Origin of the sequence: Salinisphaera sp. Q1T1-3, assembly GCF_003602005.1 — a bacterium.
GTDB lineage: Bacteria > Pseudomonadota > Gammaproteobacteria > Nevskiales > Salinisphaeraceae > Salinisphaera.
Genome location: NZ_QZWD01000008.1, coordinates 1 through 23916, shown reverse-complemented (window position 1 = coordinate 23916; position 23916 = coordinate 1). Strand labels below are relative to the sequence as shown.

Annotated in this window: 20 protein-coding genes; 10 read left to right on the top strand and 10 right to left on the bottom strand. The window is 62.6% G+C overall.

The window, feature by feature from the left end:
* Positions 1–50: 50 nt before the first annotated feature.
* The 10 genes from D3260_RS08985 to D3260_RS08935 form a co-directional block, all read right to left on the bottom strand.
* Positions 51–983, bottom strand: a complete 933-nt coding sequence (locus D3260_RS08985) for a Gfo/Idh/MocA family protein (protein ID WP_120098264.1) — start codon at positions 981–983, stop codon at positions 51–53.
* Between the two features lie 6 nt (positions 984–989).
* Positions 990–1880: an SMP-30/gluconolactonase/LRE family protein gene (locus D3260_RS08980; RefSeq protein ID WP_120098263.1), complete on the bottom strand. Its 891-nt coding sequence runs from the start codon at positions 1878–1880 to the stop codon at positions 990–992.
* Positions 1877–2419, bottom strand: a complete 543-nt coding sequence (locus tag D3260_RS08975) for a gluconokinase (RefSeq protein ID WP_120098399.1) — start codon at positions 2417–2419, stop codon at positions 1877–1879. The genes D3260_RS08980 and D3260_RS08975 overlap by 4 nt, the downstream gene beginning before the upstream one ends.
* 113 nt (positions 2420–2532) lie before the next feature.
* Positions 2533–3321 carry an ATP-binding cassette domain-containing protein gene (locus tag D3260_RS08970; protein WP_120098398.1) on the bottom strand — a complete coding sequence of 263 codons (789 nt, stop codon included), beginning with the start codon at positions 3319–3321 and terminating at the stop codon, positions 2533–2535.
* Positions 3322–3323: 2 nt separating this feature from the next.
* Entirely contained in the window at positions 3324–4316 is a 993-nt protein-coding gene (locus D3260_RS08965) for an ABC transporter permease (RefSeq protein ID WP_120098262.1), read from the bottom strand.
* 3 nt (positions 4317–4319) lie between these two features.
* Complete coding sequence (locus tag D3260_RS08960; protein WP_370456287.1) at positions 4320–5357, bottom strand: sugar ABC transporter substrate-binding protein; 1038 nt, start codon at positions 5355–5357, stop codon at positions 4320–4322.
* A gap of 141 nt (positions 5358–5498) precedes the next feature.
* Positions 5499–6722: an aldose epimerase family protein gene (locus D3260_RS08955; protein ID WP_120098260.1), complete on the bottom strand. Its 1224-nt coding sequence runs from the start codon at positions 6720–6722 to the stop codon at positions 5499–5501.
* A gap of 472 nt (positions 6723–7194) precedes the next feature.
* The gene (locus tag D3260_RS08945; RefSeq protein ID WP_120098258.1) at positions 7195–8721 is read right to left on the bottom strand and encodes an alpha-N-arabinofuranosidase; all 1527 of its coding nucleotides are present in this window, start codon (positions 8719–8721) and stop codon (positions 7195–7197) included.
* Between the two features lie 40 nt (positions 8722–8761).
* Entirely contained in the window at positions 8762–10150 is a 1389-nt protein-coding gene (locus D3260_RS08940) for an MFS transporter (RefSeq protein ID WP_120098257.1), read from the bottom strand.
* A gap of 93 nt (positions 10151–10243) precedes the next feature.
* The gene (locus D3260_RS08935) at positions 10244–11647 is read right to left on the bottom strand and encodes a sugar porter family MFS transporter (protein ID WP_120098256.1); all 1404 of its coding nucleotides are present in this window, start codon (positions 11645–11647) and stop codon (positions 10244–10246) included.
* Positions 11648–12352: 705 nt separating this feature from the next.
* On the opposite strand from D3260_RS08935, the gene D3260_RS08930 reads away from it, so the two are divergent.
* The 10 genes from D3260_RS08930 to D3260_RS17260 all read left to right on the top strand — a co-directional run bounded on the left by D3260_RS08930 (position 12353) and on the right by D3260_RS17260 (position 23758).
* Positions 12353–14239: a sigma-54-dependent Fis family transcriptional regulator gene (locus D3260_RS08930; RefSeq protein ID WP_120098255.1), complete on the top strand. Its 1887-nt coding sequence runs from the start codon at positions 12353–12355 to the stop codon at positions 14237–14239.
* Between the two features lie 681 nt (positions 14240–14920).
* The gene (locus D3260_RS08925; protein ID WP_233544017.1) at positions 14921–15721 is read left to right on the top strand and encodes an SDR family NAD(P)-dependent oxidoreductase; all 801 of its coding nucleotides are present in this window, start codon (positions 14921–14923) and stop codon (positions 15719–15721) included.
* Positions 15722–15760: 39 nt separating this feature from the next.
* Positions 15761–16837 carry a 2,3-butanediol dehydrogenase gene (locus D3260_RS08920; protein WP_120098254.1) on the top strand — a complete coding sequence of 359 codons (1077 nt, stop codon included), beginning with the start codon at positions 15761–15763 and terminating at the stop codon, positions 16835–16837.
* Between the two features lie 58 nt (positions 16838–16895).
* Positions 16896–18698, top strand: a complete 1803-nt coding sequence (locus tag D3260_RS08915) for an NAD(P)/FAD-dependent oxidoreductase (protein ID WP_120098253.1) — start codon at positions 16896–16898, stop codon at positions 18696–18698.
* Positions 18699–19053: 355 nt separating this feature from the next.
* Complete coding sequence (locus D3260_RS08910) at positions 19054–19581, top strand: TetR/AcrR family transcriptional regulator (RefSeq protein ID WP_120098252.1); 528 nt, start codon at positions 19054–19056, stop codon at positions 19579–19581.
* Positions 19578–20744, top strand: a complete 1167-nt coding sequence (locus D3260_RS08905) for an MFS transporter (protein ID WP_120098251.1) — start codon at positions 19578–19580, stop codon at positions 20742–20744. The genes D3260_RS08910 and D3260_RS08905 overlap by 4 nt, the downstream gene beginning before the upstream one ends.
* Positions 20745–21057: 313 nt before the next feature.
* The gene (locus D3260_RS08900; protein ID WP_120098250.1) at positions 21058–21420 is read left to right on the top strand and encodes a hypothetical protein; all 363 of its coding nucleotides are present in this window, start codon (positions 21058–21060) and stop codon (positions 21418–21420) included.
* Positions 21421–21503: 83 nt separating this feature from the next.
* Complete coding sequence (locus tag D3260_RS08895) at positions 21504–22277, top strand: DUF3825 domain-containing protein (RefSeq protein ID WP_158583473.1); 774 nt, start codon at positions 21504–21506, stop codon at positions 22275–22277.
* Between the two features lie 120 nt (positions 22278–22397).
* A complete protein-coding gene (locus D3260_RS17265) occupies positions 22398–23228 on the top strand; it encodes a hypothetical protein (RefSeq protein WP_147418150.1) in 831 nt (276 codons plus the stop codon).
* A 5-nt stretch (positions 23229–23233) separates the two neighbouring features.
* Entirely contained in the window at positions 23234–23758 is a 525-nt protein-coding gene (locus D3260_RS17260; RefSeq protein WP_147418149.1) for a hypothetical protein, read from the top strand.
* Positions 23759–23916 lie beyond the last annotated feature (158 nt).

Below are 23916 nucleotides of genomic sequence, written 5' to 3'. Positions count from 1 at the left end.
CAAGCCGCGCAACGAGACAATACGTCGGCGGCGATTGGTTCCCGGCGGTGCTATTCGTGGAACGCCGCCACGCGTCGTCGATCGCCGAGCAGGAAGGCATCCGCCACATGCTGGAACGGCGACAGGTCCACATCGGACTCGGCGTCGCCGATGAGCCGGGCGAAACGTGCATAAACGCCGGCGTACTCGTCCTTGGGCTCGGCGATACGCGTCTCGTCGTCGATCGTCATGACCGCGCCGCCCTCGGAAAGCACGAGTTCACCGGCCTCGGTGCCGATGTGGATGTTCCAGGCCGGCTCGCCGGTATGCCGGAAATCCATGATCGCGCTCATCGGCGCGTCGTCGGCGGTGACGAACGACAGTTCGGCCGCGATCGGCGTGTCGCAGTTCTCCGGCACATCGAGTCGGGCCTTTTGCAGGGAAAAAGGCACGGGCAGGATCGTCGTGACGATCGACAGCGCGTTGATGCCCGGGTCGAAGACGCCGAGGCCGCCGGGCTGCCAGATCCAGGCCTGGCCGGGATGAAAGACCGTGACATCCTCGCGCCAGTCGATGGCCACTCGGGTGATGCGCTTGTCGGCGAGCCAGTCGCGTGCGGCCTCGACGCCGGGCGCATGTCGAGAATGCCAGCTGGCATAGATTGTCGTGCCGTGGGTGCGCGCCCGGGCCTGCAGATCGTGAACTTCCGAAAGGGTGATGCCCGGGGGTTTCTCCAGCATCACGTGCCAGCCGTTCGCCAGCGCCCGGGCCGCCAGCCCGTGGCGTCGCTGCGGCGGTACGGCCAGCGAGATCGCATCGACCGCGAGACCGGACTCAATGAGCGCGTCGAGACTATCGAACGTGGCCGGTGTGGCATTCACGTCCGTGCTCAGACGCGGGTCGACGGTGGCGACCAGCGTGAAATCACGATTGGCGTCCAGTGCCGGCAGATGCTGGTCGGTCGCAATCTTGCCGAGGCCGACGATGGCCAGGCGAATCGTCATGGGGTCTTATCCTTTCGTTCCGCAGAACGGTGTGATCGCCAGGCCCGGCGTCTCGACCGGCATCGACAGCAGGGCGCCGGAATCGGGCCAGCGTGCCACGTCTTCGGCCGTCATGGCCTCGCGGGCGGTGGTCACATAGAGCGTGCGGCGATCGGGGCCGCCGAAACACGGCATGGTGGGTTGCAGAGCGTTCAACGGGTAGCGGGCCACCAGTTCGCCGTCGGCATCGAAACGAGCCACGGCCGCGCCGCCAAACAGCGCGGTCCAGTAATCGCCGTTGGTATCGACGGCGGCACCGTCCGGGCTGCCCTCGATATCCAGCTGGTTGAGGTCGATCCAGGTCTGGCCAGCGTCAATTTCGCCCGTCTTCCGGTCAAAGGCATGACGGCGGATCACCCGTGTCGGGGTATCGGTGTGATAGAGCCAGGCGCCGTCGGGCGAGAAAGCCAGTCCGTTGGTGATGGTCATGTCCGGGATGGCCGTGACGAGCGTGTCGCCGTCATAGCGATACAGGCTGGCATCACGGTTATCCACCCGTTCGTTCATGGCGCCGATCCAGAAGCGGCCGGCCGGGTCGCAGCCGCCGTCGTTGAAGCGATGATCGGTGGTCTCGTAGGGCGCCTCGACCAGACATCCTGCTTTACGATCGGCCTCATCCAGCTGCCAGAGGCCGGAGCGACAGGCTGCGATCAGCCGACCATCCGGTCCGGGGGCCACGCAGGTGATCTCTTCATCGAAGACGACGTACGCGTGTTCGCCGGTGACCGGGTCGAGATGATGGAGGGCGAAACCGTTGATATCGACCCAGTATTGCAGCCCCCGGCTGGCGTGCCACAGTGGGCCTTCGCCGAGATGCATCTCGAGAGCCAGGGCCACGTTGAAGGCATCGCCGCTCATGCGTCGGCCCCTGAGTCCGCGCGTTGCAGGGCATTCGTACCGGCGGCGATCACCTCGTTGAAATCGGCATCGATATCCACGCGCACGGCTTCGTCGCTGCCGGGCCGCTCGAGGGTGTCGAACTGGCTCTGCAGCATCTTCGGCGAGAAGAAATGCTCGCGCTGCTGCATGCGGCCCAGAATGATGTCGTAGCTGCCGTCGAGAAACAGAAACATCAGATGTGGATCGCCGCTGCGCAGCTGATCGCGATACCTGCGCTTGAGCGCCGAACACCCGATCAACACGCCGAGCTCGTCATCGCGATAGTCGCGGATGAGGCCGGTCAGCGCGTCGAGCCAGCCAGCCCGATCGTCATCGTCCAGCGGTTCGCCGCGTTCCATCTTCTCGACGTTGGCCTGCGGGTGATAGGTATCGCCGTCGATGTAGGGCACGCCGAGTCGTTGGCCGATTCCCTTGCCGATCGACGATTTGCCGCTGCCGGAGACGCCCATCACGATGACGCGGCGCTTGAAGTCTGGATTGGGGGTTGGATCGGTCATCGGCAGGCAGGTCCTGGTGGCGGCTGGGAAAGCCGCGCCATTCTTCCAAAGCCCGCCGGTGCCGACAACCGCGCCCGGGTGGCCGGGCGCGGCGGTGTGCGCATGCGTCGTCGTCATGCTTCGGCTTCGGTCGCCGCGCGGTATTCGTTGACCACGATATCGGTCAGCTCCTGGACCGACGTATCGGATGTGGCTCGGTCGAAGACGATCTCGCCCTCGCGCAGGAGGTTGATGCGGTCGCACACATCGAAGATCTGGGCATAGTTGTGCGCGATGATGATCACCGAAACATCGCCGCGTTCGCGCAGACGCTTGATGACGTTGAGAATCATCGCGCCTTCCTTGGCGCCCATGGCGGCAGTCGGTTCGTCGAGCAGCAGCAGCCGTGCGTTCGAGTAGACCGAGCGGGCCACCGCGATCGCCTGGCGCTGGCCGCCGGAGAGCTTGGCGATCTCGACGTCCACCGAGGGGATATTGACCCCCATGTCGGCCAGATGTCGCTCAGCATCGGCCTTCATCCGCTTGTTGTTGAGGATGCCGAGCGGCCCGCCGTGCACCGGTTCCCGTTGCAGGAACATGTTGTGGTAGACGTTGAGTTCGTTGACCAGAGCCAGGTCCTGATAGACACAGTCGATGCCGAGCTGGCGGGCATGGGTGACCGAGCGCAGGTTCACCGGTTTGCCCTCGAAATACATCGTGCCGTCGCTGGCCGGATGGAATCCGCATAGGATCTTCATCAGCGTGGACTTGCCGGCGCCGTTGTTGCCGAGCAGCCCGAGGACCTCGCCGTGGCCGACGCGCAGGTTGATGTCCTTGAGCGGCTCGACTGGGCCGAAGCGCTTGCTGACGTGCTCGAGCCGGACCAGATCGTTGTCGGTGGTGCTGTGTTGTGTCGTGGACATGGTCATACCCGTCCTTTTTCGCGCAGCTGGTTCAGATGCACGTTGATGGTCATGGTCACCAGGATGGCCGCCCCGAGGATCATGTCGAAGGTATAGGCCGACACGCCGGACAGCGTGAACCCGTCCTTGAGGATGGCCAGCACGATCGCGCCGAACAGGGCGCCGATGATGGTGCCCACGCCGCCGGTGAGCAGCGTGCCGCCGATCACCGCCGAGGCGATCGCCATGAACATGATCTCGTTACCGCCGGCCAGCGGGTCGATGGAGCCGATGCGGAAGGTATCGAGAATGCCGCCGAAGCCCGCGAGCATGCTGCAGAGCATGAAGTTGCGGATCTTGAGCGTCTTGACCTTGATACCGGCCTCGGTCGCGCCCGAGAGATTGCCGCCGATCGCGATGGTATGAAGTCCCCAGCGGGTGCGGGTCAGCACGAACTGCAGTATCACGGCGATCAGGACTGCCCAGATGACCATCGCCGTGGCCGAGCCACCCATGACGGCCGTGAAGATCTCGCCGGCCTGCGGCTGGACCGGAAAGCCGCCTGAAATGACCAGGGTGAAACCGTTGATCAGAAACAGCATGCCCAAGGTGGTGACGAACGAGGGTAGTTTCAGCCAGGTGGTCACCAACCCATTGATCAGACCGACCACGCCGGCCCCGGCCAGGGCCAGGATGATCGCGAGCGCCATCGGCACGCCTGCCTCGTTGGCATAGAACATCAGAAACGGCGACAGCGCATAGACCATGCCGATCGACAGATCCAGCTCGCCGCAGATCAGCACCATCACTTCACCGGCCGCCAGGACCGCGGTGGCCCCGGCGTACTGGACCAGCGTCGAGACATTGGCCCCGGAGACGAAGACATCGGTGGTGATCTGGAAATAGATCACCAGCAGACAGCCGGCAATGAAAATGCTGGCCTCGCGACGCCTCAGGGCGAGACCGCCAAGCCGGCTGGCCAGCCCGGCGGTCGAATCGGATGAAGATGTCGCCATGGTTTAACTCGTTGCGATCGGGCCGGAGCGATCGATGATCTTCTGATCGCGGGCGTTGCCCTCGAAGCGGCTCTTCGAGGCCAGATAGACATCGACGGTGTCCTTGGTCACGAACTTCAGGCCGGTGTTGATGTTCGCCGGGCCGGTCAGGCCGCCGGACAGCTTGTAGAGAAACAGCTCGCTGACGGTGTAGAAGCCCTGTAGATACGGCTGCTGGTCGATCGTGAAATCCAGATCGCCGGCCTTGATCGCATCCAGGGTGCCCGGGAGCATGTCGAACCCGCCGGCCCGCACGCCTTTCTTGTGCAGACCGTGCTTGGCCATCGTCTTGGCCACGCCTTCGGTGGAACCGGCATCGACCGCGAACATGCCTTTCACATCCTGGTGGCCGACGTAATAGGCCTCGATGCGCGAGAATTCCTCGTTGATGGTCGGCCCGCTGGCCACGGCATGGAAATTGATGTTCTTGCCGGATTCCTTGATCGCATCCCGCGCGCCGTCCAGACGTGGCTGGATGTTGAGCTGGCCGGGGGTGGCGATGAAGCCGACCACGTCGCCCGAGTCCACGAGACTGGCGATGCGCTGGCCGAGCGCCTTGCCGGCGAGGTAGAGATCCTGGCCGACATAGCCCAGACGCGCGTTGTCGGACACATCGGCGTTATAGGCGACCACGGGAATACCCGCCTCGAGAGCACGTTCGACGGGTGCATTGAAGGCGTGCTGGTCGACCAGGGCGATGGCGATGCCATCTACCTTGGACGTGATGGCCGCGTTCATCGCGTTGACCATCTCGCTGGCGACCGATTTCTGCGATCCGGCCCACTGGAACGAGCAGCCGAAGGCCGAACAGGCATCCTTGGCCCCGTACTGTGTCGGTACGAAGAACGGGTTCGTGGTCACGTGGTTGATGAAAACGAAGCGCCAGTTCGGGTGTTTCGGCGGGAAATCGCCGCCCGCGGCCATCGCCGGGCCGGCCATGCCGAGACCGCCGCCCAGGGCGCCGAGCGACAGGGCTGCGCCGCCGCCCAGCGCCCGTTGCATGAGACTTCGGCGGCCGGTATCGATGCCCTGGGCATCCGCAGTGCCGTGGTTGGTCGCGCCTTCGTCGTCGTAGGTCGTCATGATCTGTTCTCCTCGTTCGTATTGGCCGTCGGGCGGCCGTTTATAGGCGAGCTTTCGCCGTTATTCGGGCAAGAACCGGTAGACGGTCGTCTGCGTGTATTTCTCGCCGGCCTTGAGCGTCGTTGACGGGAAATCTGGCTGGTTCGGCGAATCCGGGTAGTGCTGTGCCTCGAGCGTGAAGCCGCCCCAGTGCCCGAGCGTGTTGCCGTGGGCGCCCTTCAGGGAGCCATCGAGGAAGTTCGAGGTATAGAACTGCACGCCCGGTTGGTCGGTATACATTTCCACCGTGCGGCCGGACTTCGGATCGGTCACGCGTGCTGCCAGATCGTCGATATTGCCTTTCGTGTTGAGCACCCAGTTGAAGTCATAGCCGCCTTGTTTCGGTTCGGCGTACTTCAGCTGCTGGTTGTCGGCATGGATGTTCTTGCCGATCGGCGTCGGTGTAATGAAATCCAGCGGCGTGCCCTTGACCGGTTTCAGTTTCCCGGTGGGGATCAGGGTCTTGTCGATCGGCGTGAACTGATCGGCGTTGATCATGGCGACCTGGTCGAGCACGTCGCCACTGCCGGCTCCGGCCAGATTGAAATAGACATGGTTGGTCAGGTTGATGACCGTGTCCTTGTCCGAGACCGCCGAATAGCGGATGCGCAGGTCGTTGTTATTGTCCAGCGTGTAGCGGACCGTGACCGCGAGATTGCCTGGGAACCCCATGGTCCCGTCGGGCGAGAAATGGGTGAGCTCCACGCCGACCGCGTTGCCGGTGTCGATGGGGCTGGCTGCCCAGACCTTCTGGTCAAAGCCCTGCGTGCCACCGTGCAGCGTGTTCGGCCCGTTGTTTTTCGGCAGGTTGTAGGTCTTGCCGTCGAGCTTGAATGTCCCGCCTGCGATCCGGTTGCCGTAGCGGCCGATGATCGCGCCGAAATAGACGCTCTGGTTGTCGATGTAATCCTTGACGTTATCGAAACCGAGCGCGACATCGGCTTGCTTGCCGTTTTCGTCCGGAACCGTGATCGACTGGATACGCGCGCCGAACGTGATGATGTCGACCGCCATGCCGTTACGGTTGGTCAGGTGGTAGCGCGCGATCTGTTGTCCGTTCGGTGTCTTGTCGAAATCGCTTTCGCTGACCGCCAGATGCGGGGCGGCGTTGTCGCCGGCGCTGCGATCGGTCGACGCGTCGTTCGCGGCGGCCGCACTGGCCGGTCCGACAATGAGCGTGCCGGCCAGGGCGGCCGCGGCGCCCAGTCCGCGCAGGGAATGATGGCTGTCGGATGTGCTGGTCATGATCTCCTCCCTCTGTGTTTCTTCTTGATGGCCCTCGTCGTAAGCGAGAGCGCTGTCGTTGTTCCGGTCACGGATCAGTTGTTGTGGGCATCCGTTGTTTTCATCGACACCGTGACCTGCTCGACATTTGCGATGGCACGGAACGGGACGCCGTGAAAACGGGATGAATGCCGGGTCACGGGAGATGCCGGTGCCGGCCGTCGACCGGCTGTCGACGAAGGTCGCGTCGTTCGCGCCCGGGGCGTCGCCGTGGCCGATGCGACGGCCTGGCCTGGCGCGATGAGACGGCGTCTCGGGTGGTGCCGCTCGGCCCGCGGCGCGTGGGTATCACCCTGGGATATGTTGTCCACGGCATGGCTCATTCAGACCCCCTTGATCTCGAGGCCAATGTCGGACACGCCCGGCATATGTTCAACATAGACTTTGGTGTTAAGCCCCGACCGCGCCCGCGGGCGCGGTCGGCGGGCAGGCGCTATCGGTCTGAAACGGTTGTGGTTTCCAGGCGAATGCAGTGGTAGGTCAAGGCATCGAGGCGGCCCTTCAGCCGACCTTGGTCGCAGACCAGACCGTCGCCATTTCGGGGCGCGACTTCGTTCGGGCGGGTCGCGGTGTTCGCGGCCTTCGGATCGGTATGGGCGAGCGTCTGGTGCGAGACGATCGCGGCATCGCGAAATCCGGTGAGATCGACATCGAGATCCAGCGCGTCGTCGGGCGATCGATTGATCGCGAACAACGTGACGGCACCGGTCTGTGGGTCGTGTACGCCGGTGATATCCAGCAGCGGTACGCCGGCCTCATCAGTGGTGTCATAGCGCGCGACGTCGACCGCCAGGTCCAGCACCATGCCGCGGCCGTAGCGGGCCGCGAACAGATAGGGATAGAAGATGGTCTGTCGCCACACCGCACCGCCGGTCTCGGTCATGATCGGGGCGATGACATTGACCAGCTGGGCGATGCAGGCGATCTTAACGCGGTCCGCGCGCCGGATGAGGGTGTTGAGCACGCAGCCGATGAGCAGGGCATCCTCGAAGTTGTAGACGTCTTCCAGCAGCGGCGGGGCGAACGGCCAGTCGCTGCCCTCCAGCACCTGCTTGTCCTGCTCGGTGCTGTGATACCAGACGTTCCATTCGTCGAAACAGATCGCGACCCGGTGCCGCGAGCGTTTCTTGGCCCGGATGTAATCGATCACCCCGGCGATGGCGCCGATGTAGCGGTCCATCTTCTCGGACAGGGCGAGATAGTCGCGCAGGTTGTCGGCATAGTTGGTGAAGTATATATGCAGCGAGATGTAGTCCACCGCCTCGTAGCAGCGATCCAGCACCTTGGCCTCCCACTCGGGGTAGGTCGGCATCTCGGCGTTGGACGAGCCACAGGCCACCAGTTCCAGCGACGGGTCGAAGGCGCGTAGTGCCTTGGCGGTCTCGTTGGCGAGATGACCGTATTCGTCGGCGGTCTTGTGGCCGATCTGCCATGGGCCGTCCATTTCGTTGCCCAGACACCAGAGCTTGACGTCCCAGGGTTCGGCCCGGCCGTTGGCGATGCGGGCATCGCTCCAGTAGCTGCCGCCGGGGTGATTGACGTATTCGACGAAATTGCGGGCGGCATCGATGCCCCGCGAGCCCAGGTTGACCGCCAGCATCATCTCGATGTTGGCGGCGTCACACCAGTCGGCGAACTCGTGGATGCCGACCTCGTTGGACTCACGCGTATGCCAGGCCAGATCGAGCCGGGTGGGGCGCTGCTCGACCGGGCCGATGCCGTCCTCCCAGTTATAGGCCGAGACGAAGTTGCCGCCCGGATACCGCACGATCGGCGCGCCGATCTCACGCACCAGTTCGAGCACGTCGGTCCGGAAACCGGCCGCGTTGGCCTGCGGGTGGCCCGGTTCATAGATGCCGCCGTAGACCGCGCGGCCGAGATGTTCGATGAAGGCGCCGTAGAGACGATCATCAATACGGGCGCGGGTGAACTGCGGGTGCGCCGTGACTTGGGCTTTCATGACGAATGTCCTCGATGGAAGTTGAGCGGGCGGCCGTGGATCAACGGCTGCCCTGTGGCTCGGGATCGCGCGTGTCGGTGGTCGAGCCGGTATCGGTGTTCAGCTCGTTTCGTATCCGCGCGACCATGTGGTCGTCGACCCGGAACACGGCGATGGCCAGTGCCAGCAGCAGGTTGATCAACGCCGGGATCAGGGTCAGCAGGATCACGATCACGAACAACGCGGCGTCGCTCTGCTGGGCGGCCTCGGCCTGGTAGTCGCCGGCCGAGAGCAGAAAGCCGGTGATGCCGCCGCTGATCGCCAGCGCGAGCTTGAGGAAGAACAGATTGCCGGCGATCGTGGTGCCGGTATTCTTCTCGCCGCTCTGCCATTCGCCGTAGTCGTCGGCATCGGACATCATCGCCCAGGAAATCGGCGCGCCGATGCCGTGCAGATAGTTGATGGCCATGAACAGCCCGCCCATCAGCCAGACATTGGTACCGGTGGCGAAATACAGCGCCGCGGAAAAGACCGCGACCAGCACCGAGGCATAACAGAACACCCATTTCTTCTGCAGATAGCGGGTGAAGAAGCCGGAACTGGCCGTACCGAGGATGCTGGCCACCACGCCGACAGTCAGGAATACCGAGACCGCTGTCGTATCCAGCCCCATCACGTACTGGCCGTAATAGATGGCCGCGCCGTTGCGCACGAAGAACTGGAGCGCCTCGAAGAAGGTGATCGCCAGAATGATCAGCCACTGACGATTGCGGGCCACGCTGGCCAGTGATGCGAAGAACGAACGGCGGTTGTCGTGTGTGGGCACGATCCGTTCGCGGGTATTGGCGAAGCAGAACAGGAACATGCCGAGCGCGATGACGCTGACGCCGGTCATGGTGATCTGGAAGCCGGTGGCATCGTCGCCGCCACCGAAGAACTTCGTCAGCGGCAGGACACAGGTGGTCAGAAAGATATAGACGATGCCGACCATCACGAACCGGTACGACTGACAGGACACGCGTTCCTGGTTGTCGTCGGTGATCACGCTGCCCAGCGCGACATACGGAATATTGACCGCCGTATACAGCAGCGACATCACACAATAGGTGGCCGCGGCGTAGACGATCTTAGCCGTGTTGCCCCAGTCCGGCGTGGTGAACATCAGAATGCAGCTGACGGTCAGCGGTGCGGACATCCAGAGTAGATAGGGCCGGAAACGCCCCCAGCGGGTCCGCGTGCGGTCGGCGATCATGCCCATGATCGGGTCGGTGATCGCATCAACGGCGCGCATCGCGATGAAGATCGTGCCGACCGCAGCCGGCGAGATGCCGTAGATATTGGTATAGAAATAGGACAGATACATGACGACCGCCGCGAACGACATATTGTTCGCGGCATCGCCCATGCCGAAGCCGAGTTTCTCCCGGCGGCTGATCGCTTGCTTGGACACGCTGTATCTCCTCCGAAGCGTGCATGGAAACGGCCGATGACCGGGGCCATCGGCCTGCGGCCTGTCGTGGCAGGCCGCTTCTTTTTCTGGGTTTTACTGGCCGATCGTTCGCAGCGGTCGGCCGCTCATCAGGTTCTTTTCGATGTTTTCGAGCGAGATGCCCTTGGTCTCGGGAATCAACGCCAGGGTGAAGATGATGAATACGAAGTTCAGACCGGCATACAGCCAGAAGGTCGGCGCATTACCCAGCCCATTGAGCAGGCTCAGGAACGTGGCCCCGATGATCATGTTCGCGACCCAGTTGGTCACCGTCGAACAGGCCACGCCGAATTCACGGCCCTGCAGCGGCTGGATCTCGGAACACAGAATCCAGACCATCGGCGCCGCCGACATCGCATAACTGATCACGAACGCGCCGAGCAGGCTGAGCGCGAAATACTTGGTGAAGGCGCCGTCGAGGCCGTGGGCATAGAGCACGCCGAGCAGCACCATGCAGGTGCCCATGACCGCGAACCCGATATACAGCAGTGGCTTGCGGCCGAGTCGGTCGACATAGACGATGGCGAAAATGGTGGCCAGAGTCATGACGAGGCCGATCAGCACCGTGCCCCAGAGCTGTTCGGTGGCACTGGCATAGCCGGCCAGTTCCAGAATCCGCGGCGCGTAGTAGAGAATCACGTTGGCGCCGGTGAACTGCTGCATGAACTGGAGCAGCATGCCAAGCCCCACCGAACGACGAAAATTGCGGTTCTCGCGGAACAGATGCCAGCCGGCGCGCTTGATACGACTGGCTTCACGGATGCGCGACATCTCGGCATCCACGCTGTCGGCGTCGCCGCCGCGCAGGCGCATCAGCACGTCGCGTGCCTCGTCCTCGCGACGGCTGTTCGTCAGCCAGCGCGGGCTGCGCGGCAGGACCAGCATGCCGAGCACCATCAGCACGCCGGGGATCGCGATCACGCCGAGCATCCAGCGCCAGCCGCCCGAATAGCTGAAGACCGCGTTGACGAGATAGGCCAGCAGAATGCCGCCCATGATCATCAGCTGATAGAACGAGATCAGCGTGCCGCGGATACGCTCCGGTGCGATTTCGGACAGATACACCGGCGCGATGTAGGACGAAATACCCACCGCCAGACCGAGCACGATTCGCGCGAAGATCAGGGCTTCCGGCGACCAGGCTATGGCCGAGGCCAGGGCCCCGACGACGAAGACCGCGCCCGAGACGCCGAGCGTGCTCTTGCGACCGAAGCGTCGTGACAGCCAACCGCTGAAAGCCGCGCCGAAGGCCGCCCCGAACATCATCGAACTGACAATGATCTCCTGGGTGAAGTCGCTGATCTGGAATGCTTTCTCGATAAAGGGCAAGGCGCCCGAGATGACCCCGATATCCATGCCGAACAATAGCCCGGCCAGCGCGGCAATCGCGCCGATAATGTAAATGATGGATCGATCCCCGGGCTTGGCAGTGCCGGCGTTCGTCGCGGTGACGGCCATGTACTCTCCTGTGTCAGTGCGTTGCCGATGCGTCGGCTTGAAGGCGTCATGTCTGTTGTCGCGAAATGTCAAACATTGGATATGTATGTTCAACATGGACTTTTGTCTAAACAGACAGCGGGAGACCTGGCATGACACAGGCCGGATCGGGCACGCGGCGCGGTGTGACGCGGTTCATGGCGCAGCGTAATTCCGGTTGTTGTGTGGTATGGGCGCGTCTCCTCCGATAGTCGTAAGACAAGCGTTTGCCGGCCGCGGACTCATGGGCGCCGGCGCGTCGATCCGCGGCATCGCGGGCCCTGTTCGCGGTCCGGTGGCATGGGTCGGGACGCTGTCCAGGACCGCGCGATCGATCGATACGCGCGCCCGGCGCGCGCATGGATTATCGAGTGCGGCTCGGCACCATCGATGCCGGATCGACCGTCCGGGCCCGTCGTGGACGCTGTTCTTGATGCGGGCTAGGGCCTGTCAACACTTCGCACGCAACCCGATGGGACGGCGGCCATTTTTCTGCAATCCGGCGTTGTCGTTCGAGACGCCAGAATGACGGCCGTACGCGCCCGATGCCTTATCTTGCAAAAAATGCGCGCCGGCGCGGCGCACGCGGGGCGTGTTAACAGGCCCTGGCCGGGTTCTCGGCAGCCGACTATCGTCGAGTACGCGGGCGGTTCTGCAAGTGCGTATGTTCGTACCTGGAGGAGCGGTATGTCGGCAATCAGCGCCCATATCAACGAAATCGAGCGCGTCGCCGCGGGCCAGTCCTGTGATCGCGAACCGCTGGTCGTGGACTCCTGGCTGCGGTGTCTGAACGACTACCGGCTCGACCCGAGCAGCCGCGGCCAGGCGCACATCGTCACCGCGCCGGTGCTGCGCGAGCATCAGCAGCAGGCCGAAGAGCTGATCCGCATCAGCAGCGCCGCGCTACAGCATCTCTACGAACAGGTCGCCGGGCACGACTATGTGTTGCTGCTTTCCGATGCCCGCGGCGTATCCGTGGCCCATTACCGCAACCCGAAGCTGGATCCGGCGTTGCGTCAGGCCGGGTTGTATCTGGGCGCCGACTGGGCCGAAGCCCGGGCCGGCACCTGTGCGGTCGGCGCGGCCTTGGTCGGCGGTGCGCCCATCACGGTGCATCAGGATGATCATTTCGACCCGGCGCATATCGCACTGACATGCTCGGCCGCGCCGATCTTCGACACGCTCGGTGAACTGGTGGCCGTGGTCGATATCTCGCAGCTGCGTTCAGCGACGCCGCGCTCGAGCCAGCAGCTGGCCCATCATCTCGTCGTGGCCACGGCACGGCGGATCGAGTTGGCGCACTTGATGAGCCGGGCGGCCGGGCAGTGGGTACTGCGGGTCTCGCGCTCGCCCGAGTTCATCGACAGCGATCCGGAGGCCGCGATCGCCGTCGATGGCAACGGCATCATCCAGGGCATGACACATGCCGCCTTCGGTGCACTCTCTCAACGGCTCGGCCTGACGACACAACCCGGCCGCGCTTTCATCGGCCAGCCGATCACGGATCTGTTCGATCTTGATGCCGACATGCTCGATGCCTACCGGCGCGGGGCAGCGGCCCGCGACCGTATCCTGTTCGCGGGCGGCCAGCCGCGACTGTTCGCCAGCGCCGAGCCGCCGGCCCGGCGGGTCGCCCGGACCAGGCCGAAACCGGCGCGTAAGGCCGGCCCGCACGCCGACGACGACATACCGGCGTCCCTGGCCCGCATTGCCGGGGATGATGACCGGCTCAGATGTCTCGTCCACCGGGCAGCGCGATTTGCGCGTCGCAACCTCACGGTTCTCATCCAGGGCGAGACCGGCACCGGCAAGGAAGTGCTGGCGCGCGCGATCCATGAGGTGCACGACGCGCCCGGGCCGTTCGTGGCCGTCAACTGCGCGGCCGTGCCCGAGCATCTGATCGAGTCCGAGTTGTTCGGTTACGCGCCGGGCGCGTTCACCGGCGCAGCGCGCAACGGCAAGCGCGGTCTTATCGAAGGCGCTCATGGCGGAACGTTGTTTCTGGACGAGATCGGCGATATGCCGCTGGCCCTGCAAAGCCGGCTGCTGCGTGTCCTGGCCGAGCGCTGCGTCACGCCGGTCGGTGCGCTCGAGGCACGTCCGGTGGATATCCGGCTGATTTCCGCCACCCATGCACCGCTTGCTGAACGCGTTGCCAGCGGTGATTTTCGCGAAGATCTGTACTACCGGCTCAACGCCGCACGTCTCGAGTTACCGCCCCTGCGTCAGCGCAGCGATCTGCCCGGACTGTGCGATGCGCTGCTCGACCAAATCGCCACCGAGCATGGCGAGACCTATGTTTTAAGCCAGCCGGCGCGGCGACGCATCGCAGACCACGCCTGGCCGGGCAACATACGCGAGTTGCGCAACGCGCTCGCCGCCGCGGCCGCATTGTGTGATCCGCCGACCATCACGGCAGAGGATCTGCCGGAAGACGTCGGCGGGCTCACCGGGCCAAAAGGCCTGGAAGCCCAGCTGGCCGATTGCGATGGCAATGTCTCTGCGCTGGCACGCCGTCTGGGCGTGGATCGCACGACCGTTCATCGCCGCCTGAAGCGACTGCGCACACACTGAACGCCGTTACCGGCGCCGATCAGGGCCTGTTAACACGCCGCGCGTGCGCCGAGCCGGGATCATTTTGTTGCAAGACAAGGCATCGGGTGCGTACGGCCGTCATTCTGGCGTCGCGAACGACAACGCCGGATTGCGCCTAAAAACCGGCCATGCGGCGTTGCACGGCTTGAAACGTGGAGTGAGCAAGGCCGGCGCCATGTGCCTTGCCTGGCCGGTTTTTGGGCGGCAACGCGGTCACGGGCGACGTGTTATTAATCCGGCACCAAAACAGCTGACGACGTCCGCTGTTTTCAACGCCATCGAAAGAAACGCCGGCCCTTGTCCGTCTTTTTATTTTCAGTGGTTTCACGGCCTTGGGCCGTGGCGCGCGTGCTTTCGCACACGCGCGTTATCAACCCGAAAAATCATCTATTTTTATGCCGGGTTCATAACAGGCCTTGACCTCGTCGATACACGGTCGGGGGCCCGCGCCCGCGGGCCGTGTTCATACATCGACCGACCCGGTACCAGCGCGCTCGGTCGACATCCGTCGTATCGGCTGCGGCACCTGTGGCATCGACTGTTGCAGCGAGCGCGGCATGACGGCGTTCCGGTTACGTCAAATATATGAATTAAAAGCTTTTAATAGCCCGGCACGTGCCTTGCCTTGCCGGTAATTACCGGCCATGAATGGGAGCCGGCATGACCTGCGAGAGAGGCAAGCATATGCGTCTGGACGACAAGACAGCACTCGTCACCGGCGGCGGTCGCGGTATCGGTCGCGGTATCGCACTGGCCCTGGCCGAGGCCGGCGCCGATGTGGCGGTCGCCGATATTTCACAATCGATCGCCGAGGAAACGGCGAGCCTGGTCCGCGAGACGGGCCGTCGGAGCATCGCGCTGACCGTCGATGTCACATCATCCGAAAGCGTGACGGCCCTGATCGAATCGGCCGAGGCCGATCTCGGGCCGCTGGATATCGCCGTCAACAACGCCGGCGTCATCAGCATCCAGTCCATCGACGAGCTCACCGAAGCGGACTGGGATCGCATCATGGCGGTCAACGCCAAGGGCGTCTTTCTCTGTGCGCAGGCCGAAGTCGCGGCGATGCGCCCGCGTGGCCACGGCCGCATCGTCAACATCGCCTCGATCGCGGGCAAGGTCGGCTTGCCGGATCTGACGCACTACAGCGCTTCCAAATTCGCGGTGATCGGTTTTACCAACGCCTTGGCCAAGGAAGTGGGCAGCCAGGGCATCACGGTCAACGCGTTGTGCCCGGGCATTGTCGGTACCGGCATGTGGCGCGGCGAGTCCGGTCTGGCGGCGCGCTGGAAACAGGGCGATGAAACCGAGGAAGAATCCTGGGCGCGTCATCAGCAGACATTGCTGCCACAGGGCGTGGCACAGACGCCGGAAGACATGGGCCAGGCCGTGGTCTATCTCGCCTCGGCCGAGCATGTCACGGGGCAGGCCATGGCTGTCGATGGCGGGTTCTCGCTCTGAGTCACGGGCCACGCCACGCCACGCAAAAGAGAACACATCATGAAAGCATTGCGATTCCATGCCGCCGGCGATCTACGTATCGAGGACGTGGCCGAGCCCGGCGAACCGGGCCCGGATCAGGTCGTCGTATCCAACCGGTTTGCCGGTATCTGCGGCACGGATCTGCACGAATACGCCTATGGGCCGGTGTTCGTGCCGACCGCGCCGCATCCGTACACCGGGGCGACGGCGCCGCAGATCCTCGGCCACGAATTCGGCGGGGTGGTGACTGCCGTTGGCAAGGACGTGACCCACACCAGCCCCGGCGATCGGGTCTCCATTCAGCCGCTGCTGATGCCACGCGTGGGCGACTATTACGCCGAGCGGGGGCTGTTTCACCTGAGTTCGCAGCTCACGCTGGTTGGCCTGGGCTGGCAATCCGGCGGCATGGCCGAAGCCGCGCTCGTCTACGATTACAATGTCCAGCCGATCCCGGCGGCGTTGACCGACCGCCAGGCCGCGCTCATCGAGCCGACGGCGGTCGCGGTCTATGCCTGTGATCGGGCCGGCGTTGCGGCCGGCAACAGCGTGCTCGTCACCGGCGCCGGACCGATCGGCATTCTCGCCCTGATGGCCGCGCGGGCGGCCGGCGCCACGCAGTTGTTCATCTCGGACGTCAACGCCACACGCCTCCAGCTCGCCCGGGATGCCGTGCCGGGCGTGATCCCGATCAACCCGGCCGAGACCCAGGTGGGCGATACGATTCGCGATGCCACCGAAGGACACGTCGGCTGCGACATCGCCATCGAATGTGCCGGCAACGAACACGCGCTCAAGGCCGGGCTGGATGCCGTGCGCAAGCAGGGCGTGATCGTGCAGACCGGGCTGCATCCCGGCGAGAACCCGCTCAACTGGTTCGACGTGACCTTCAAGGATGTCGACGTGCGTGGGTCCTGGGCCTACCCGACCCATTACTGGCCCCGCGTCGCCCGCCTGATCGAATCCGGCCAGATTCCGGCCGAGCGCATCGTGACCAAGACCGTCTCGCTGGACGACGCCATCGGCGGTGGTTTCGATGCGCTCATGGACCCGGCCGGCGACCAGCTCAAGATCCTGATCGATCTATATAACGCATAGGCCGTCACGAAACGGCCCGCAAAGCGCGCACGACGCGATGACAAAAGAGGAGAACCCCATGCTCGATACCGCAGCCGGCACCAAGATCCAGAATGTGCTGTCCGCCCTGAACCGGGCGCTGGCCAATCGCCATATCGACGACGCGCTGTCGTTGTTCGTCGACGACTGCTACTGGCGCGATTTCCTCGCCTTCACCTGGAACCTGAAGACCGTCGAAGGCAAGGCCCGGATCCGCGACATGCTCGACGCCCGTCTCGACGACGTGCAGCCGGGCGACTGGACCGTGGACGACAACGAGCCCGCCACCCACGCTGACGGCATCACCGAAGGTTTCATCGAATTCGACACGAGCCTGGCCCGGGGGTATGGCTATATCCGCTTGAAGGACGGCCTGATCTGGACGCTGCTCACCACCATGCACGAGCTCAAGGGCCATGAAGAGCCCAGGGGCGATACCCGCCCGATGGGCGCCAAGCACGGCGCGCACCAGGGCGAGCCCACCTGGGCCGAAGAACGCGAGGCCGAGCTGGCCGAACTGGGCGTGAGCACCCAGCCGTATGTGCTCATCATCGGTGGCGGGCAGGGCGGCATCGCGCTCGGCGCCCGGCTACGCCAGCACGGCGTCCCTGCGTTGATCGTCGAGAAGAACGCACGCCCGGGCGATTCCTGGCGCCAGCGCTACAAGTCGCTGTGCCTGCACGACCCGGTCTGGTACGACCATCTGCCCTATATCAAATTCCCCGAGAACTGGCCGGTGTTCGCCCCCAAGGACAAGATCGGCGACTGGCTGGAAATGTACGCGAAGGTCATGGAGCTGAACTTCTGGGGCGCCACCGAGTGCAAGCAGGCCCGCTACGACGAAGCCAGCCAGACCTGGACCGTGGTCGTCGAGCGGGATGGCCGCGAGATCACGCTGCAGCCGAAACAGCTGGTGCTGGCCACCGGCATGTCGGCCAAGGCCAATGTGCCGAGCTTCCCCGGCCAGGAACGCTTTGCCGGCATCCAGCAGCATTCCTCGGAACACCCCGGCCCGGACGGCATGGCCGGCAAGCGCGTGGTGGTCATCGGCTCCAACAACTCGGCCCACGACATCTGTGCCGCGCTGGCCGAAAACGATGTGGACGTCACCATGGTCCAGCGGTCCTCGACCCACATCAGCCGCTCCGAATCCCTGATGAAACACGCGCTGGGCCCGTTGTACTCGGAAGAGGCATTGGCCAACGGCATCACCACCGAGAAAGCCGACCTGCTGTTCGCCTCCATCCCCTATGCATTGCTGGCCGACTTCCAGAAACCGGCGTTCGACACCATCCGCGAAGAGGATGCCGAGTTCTATCAGCAGCTCGAGGACGCTGGTTTCATGCTCGACTTCGGGCCCGATGACTCGGGCCTGTTCATGAAATATCTGCGCCGGGCGTCGGGCTATTACATTGATGTCGGAGCTTCGCAGCTCATCATCGACGGCCGGATCAAGCTGGCCAGCGGTTCCCGGGTGAAGGCCCTGACCGAGCACAGCGTCGTGCTCGAAGACGGGCGGGAATTGCCGGCCGATGTCGTCATCTATGCCACCGGGTACGGTTCCATGAACGGCTGGGCAGCGGATCTCATCTCGCAGGATGTGGCCGACACGGTCGGCAAGGTCTGGGGCCTGGGCTCCGATACACCCAAGGACCCCGGCCCCTGGGAGGGCGAACAACGCAACATGTGGAAACCCACCCAACAGAACGGCCTGTGGTTCCACGGCGGCAATCTGGCCCAGTCCCGCCACTACTCGCACTACCTGGCGCTGCAGCTCAAGGCACGGATGGAGGGCATCCCGACGCCGGTCTACGGCCTGCAGGAGAGTCATCACCAGTACTGAACCCGCGGTTTGTATCAGGCGGGCTGGGCGAGCGTCGTCAGGAGATAGACCGCCGCATTGCCCCGCCAGTGGTGTCAGGCAAGGCGCAGGCCGCCGCGCGTGGCGCCGCCGGCGGGGACAACCTCGAGGGCCAGCGACCAGGCGGCAATAATCCCGCGTGATCGCCCGTTCACGTGGCATGGCCACGCCACACTCGTCATGCCTTGCCTTCTGCCACCGCTGGGCCGCCGGTGCGGCGGCCCATTGCCTGACGACACGCTTTCCGCTCGTTTTTTTCGGCGCGGACGAGGCGCGGTCGTGATCGCGACGGGCAGAGTGACTTGCCAATGTAAAATGATCGTTTTACATTGGACCCATGGATATCGATACAAACCTCCTGGCCACAGCCGAACGCCTGTTCGATCAGGACGGGTTCCATGCCACCGGCATGGGCCGTCTCGTCGAGGAAAGCGGGCTGTCGAGCCGGACGGTCTACAAACATGTGGGCAGCAAGAACGCGCTCATGGCACGGGTACTCGCCGCGCGTGGTGACCGGTTCTTCGCGCACGCGGATTTCACGAGCACACGCGCGCTTTTCGACTCCGTGGCGCTCTGGGCCCGGCGTGAAGGCGCCCGCGGCTGTCTGTTCTTCCGCCTGCGCGCCGAAACCGGCGGCGCCGTCCCGGAAATCGAGGCCGCGGTGGCGGCCTATCACGCCCAGCTGCACGCGCGTCTTGCCGCGCTGGTGAGGCAGGAGACCGGTGCGGCCGATCCCACACTCACCGACCAGCTTCTGGCGTTGTTCGAAGGTGCCACGACGGCCGCCACCTATCGCGGCCCGGCCGTGATCGAGGCCGCCGGGGCCTGTGCTGTGCATCTCATCGAAAGAGGGCGGTCGTCATGACATCCACGCTGCGTATCGGTGCCACCGGGTTCGGTCTCATTGCCGTGTGCTACGGCTTCGCCCGGTTCGCCTTCGGGCTCTTCCTGCCGGGGATGCGCGCCGATCTGGCCTTTTCGGCCACACTCGCCGGCGTGGTCTCTGGCGGTGCGTTCGCAGCCTACTGTGTCGCGATCATCGTCTCGGCCCGGCTGTCGGAACGCCTCGGCCCGCGCACCGTGGCGGTTGTCGCCGCACTCGTGGCCGGCGCGGGCATGACCGGCATGGCACTCGCGCCTTCGGCGCTCTGGCTGGCCGGCTTCGTGCTGATAGCCGGGGCCAGCACCGGTCTGGCCTCGCCGCCGATGGCCGATGCCGTGGCCCGGGCCGTCCCCGCGCCGAAACAGGACGCCACCAATACCGCGATCAATGCCGGTACCAGCGCCGGTGTGGCGCTTTCCGGGCCGGTGGCACTCGTCGCCGGCCACGACTGGCGCATCGTGTTCGCGGTATTCGCTGCCGTGGCATTCGCACTCGCGGCCGCCGCATTCCTGGCCCTACCCAGGCATGCGGTGTCTTCGGCGGGGCAGGCCGAGCACGCCATGCCGGCGTTCAACCCGAACCTCTGGCAGCTGGTGGGCGCGGCGTTGCTCATGGGCGCTGCCAGCACGGCGCTCTGGTCGTTTGGCGGCGAAATCGTCCACCAGCGTCTCGACTGGTCGACCACCGGCGCGGGCCTGCTTTGGATCGCCATCGGGGGCGCGGGCGTGCTGGGCGCCGCCGCCGGCTGGCTGACCGAGCGCCTCGGTATCAACACCACCCACCGGCTGTTTCTGCTCGCACTGGCCGGCGGCCTCGGCCTGACCGGGTTCGGCTTCACCACGCCCATGCTGTCGCTGGCCGGCGGCGCGCTGTTCGGCATGGCCTACGTCATGCTCACGGGCGTCTACCTCGTCTGGGGCACCGCCGCACTGCCGACGCGTCCGGGTACCGGCTTGATGATCGGTTTTCTCACGATCGCTGTCGGGCAAACCGTCGGCGCGCCGCTCTTCGGTGCCCTCATGGGGCACGTGTCGCTCCAGGTCGCCGTAGCCGTATTTGCCGGTCTGGCCTTGCTGCCCGGCGTATTCGGTTGCCGGGCACGCTACGCAACAGGCGCCGCCCCCACGGTGCCGGCCTGCGGATGAACCCGCTCGCAGGCACGCGCCGTTACCGGGGTTGCATGGCGACTACGCGCCGAGCGAAACCTCAATGACCGGCGGCCGCGCCAATCAAGCCGTGTCCGCTCCCTTCGGCACAACAGGCAATACATCGGTAACGGTCGAACAATTGGCTGCGCATACCACGTACGAACCGACGATCCGTATGACAAACGCGGTCGGAAAATAAAAAGAGCACACAGAACGAGATAGTGGCGCCAAACACGCGCGACCAACGCCGGCGGCTTGACGAAACTGCCGTGTTCGCTAACGTCGAATCATCAAGACGTTGGGGACGCTCTTGGACACGCGACTCAACCTGCAGCCCGGCCAGAACGGCACCAAGGCGCTCGTCCAGAAATACGGCGACCGGCTGATCCGTGTTCGTGACCGATACGACGCTGCAACCGGCACGCGATACAAGACCGTCGAACGCATCGAAGAGACGAGACCGTGGCACCCGTCCGGCAGCCGAGAATCGCATCGGATGGCACGCGCTGCCGATGAACCCGTGCTGCTACGTATCGGCTACGCGGAAAGCGCGCTACGTGAAACCGTAAGACAACGCGGCGGCCGATGGCGGCCGGAAGAAAAGGCCTGGGTTGTCGCGTATGGCACAGCCGAAAAACTCGGACTGATTGATCGAATCGTCGGAGATATATAGATATGGATGGTTATATATCTAGTATTAGATATATTTCGTCTACTTGGCGTTGGGCCGCAAAACAAGTGAAAGGATAATTGTTAGTGAATCAGACTTTTCCAGAAGAGCTCTTCGACCTTGTGTTCATTCCCCACCTAGGGGATCGACTGAACGAGCTAGCGGAGCTTGCCGAGACTGAGGACTGGGAATATCGGCATGCCGCGGAACATCACGCACATCCGGTGTTATACAACTATCTGCGTTTTACGTATCGGCGGCTTGCTGAAGAAGAAAAAGTGTCAGTAGCGGACGACGGTCGCTCAATAGCTATGAACATCGGGTTGGTCACAGATAGCCAAGAGCCAATATTCATGTATTGCACGCAAAATAGACTCGAAGGGAGAGAAGAACCTTGGCATTTCACAGGATGGAAAAGAAAGGGCGAGCATGAACTTACTCGATTTTCCGCGCTGCCAGAAATGGCCCATTATTTCGACGATCCAAAAAACCTAGTTCTTGATGTTCGGAAAGAGCTACGGGCAAACGTGGAGCATATAATTCAAGATAATAAAGAACGTTTTCCCAAGCCTTATAATCAAATGGAAACCTATCAGTTGCAAACCTTTTTGAAAGGTGCGATTGATAATGCTAGAGAACGCGCGCGTAGGAATTACAAGACTGCGGTGCCTCAATACTATCGAGGAAAGGTTCAGCTTCTGTTGCCTCTTTGCCTAAGCAGGCCCTCTATTGCGGATCTTGCCCTTGTGGTGGAAGACCATGGCGCATTCTATAGAGCATCTACCTGTTTTACGCTTGACATGGCTTATAACAACGCGAGGCAGCTCGCTCGTCCTGATCGCGATTGGCTCCAACCTTGATGCCCAACAAATCGCTGCAGTTGACTGCCCAAAGCGCTGCCGCGATTCGGGTTGTCTCCGCAGCTTCGGCTTCTCCGGCGGCAACTGAGCTTTGGCGTTAACGGTAGCATCGGGGGATTGATGAAAAACCTTTGGCTATTCCGAATAAAGGTCATCGAAATAGAACAAGGCGCGTTGTTTCGGTCATATGATTCGCGATCCGCCTTTCTTTGGTCGCTTATACACGGAAAACCTGATGGCGAGCTCCGTAAAGGATACGTCTGGCACATCGGAAACATAAGTCAAGTTGACGAAACAGGACTGTTATTTGCTATCGGGCGTACAACGAAAACTAGCAAGGAACTATACGATGAGAGTTCCGGCGATTTTCTTGCGGTCGATGACGAAGAAGCTCCTTTTACGACGGCGTTCTACGATTCGAAATTAAGCGTTATCGGAATATTGCCAAAGGCAAGGCTAGCGCCATCGCCTAAGGGTATTGCGCGGAATATGAGCAAACTCTTAAATCATCAGCCAATGGTTGAAGACAATTCGTTTCGAATTGAAATCTCTGAAATATGGGATCCCGAAGGTTTTTTACAGCAGGTATACGATGCCTATTCCGTTACTTCTTTCTCTGTGGAATTCGACAAGCCGAATCCGTTTGATGTTCAGGAAGAGTTCCATCAGCCAATGGAGCGTTACCTTGAGGCGTCCGGAGGCAAGACAGGAAAAGCCACTGTCCGTGGTGACGATTTAGACCGAGAGGTCATCGAGGACGTTACTCGCTCAGTCGCCTCCACCGGGAAAGATGTTTCTGCTCGAATACGTCGCGAGGCAGGTCAAAGAACAGTTACTCGTCATATTCGAGGAGACCCGGTTTTAGTACCGGCGGAAGATGATCATGTTGAGGATGCGAAGGGGTTTTTAGACAGGATGCGAGACGCATACCTAAAAATTAGATGGCGCTAAGGTCAATGATCAACTTCTGGACGTGGTTATTTCGCGGTGGGGCGAGGTATCCTGGGATATATAGATATTGGGATTTCTGGCTCTTACTGCACGCGTTCATAGGAGGCCTTTTAGCTACTACCCTTCCCATATCGCTACAGCAGGCGGCGACGACGTTGCTCTTACCAGTAGCAGGCGTCTTTATAGGGCTAAGCTTCGCTTGGGGTGGCAATGCGCAAGCACTGCTACAGACATCTGAAATTGAAGATGTGTCGAATTTCAGCAGAGGCGGCTATGAGGAATATGTATTTGCTTTTCAAGCGGCTATTTTATGTATCCTAATTACGCTTGTTCTTTGGACTTTGGCTGGACTGGGGCTATTCGACAAATTTTGGCCGACTGAGCGAGAGCTGTGGCCATATCGATCTATTGTAGGAATTCTTTTCTTCTTTTCTAGTATGACCTTAAGAGAGTGCTGGCATGTTGTATTGGGTGCGCAAAATTTGCTCATTATGAGGTTTAAAGTTAGGCAAAATAGTAAAAAGCGCTAACAGAAAGCTGCCGTACTTTAGGGGACAGACCCAATGCCGTTCACTTTACGATTCGCACGGAATAATCCGGCCTTCGATTGAGCGGTTCATCGCCTTTTCGCGACAAATAGTCTTTCGTACGCCGCTTGATTCGCCTTGGATTGGTTCGGCCTCTGGGG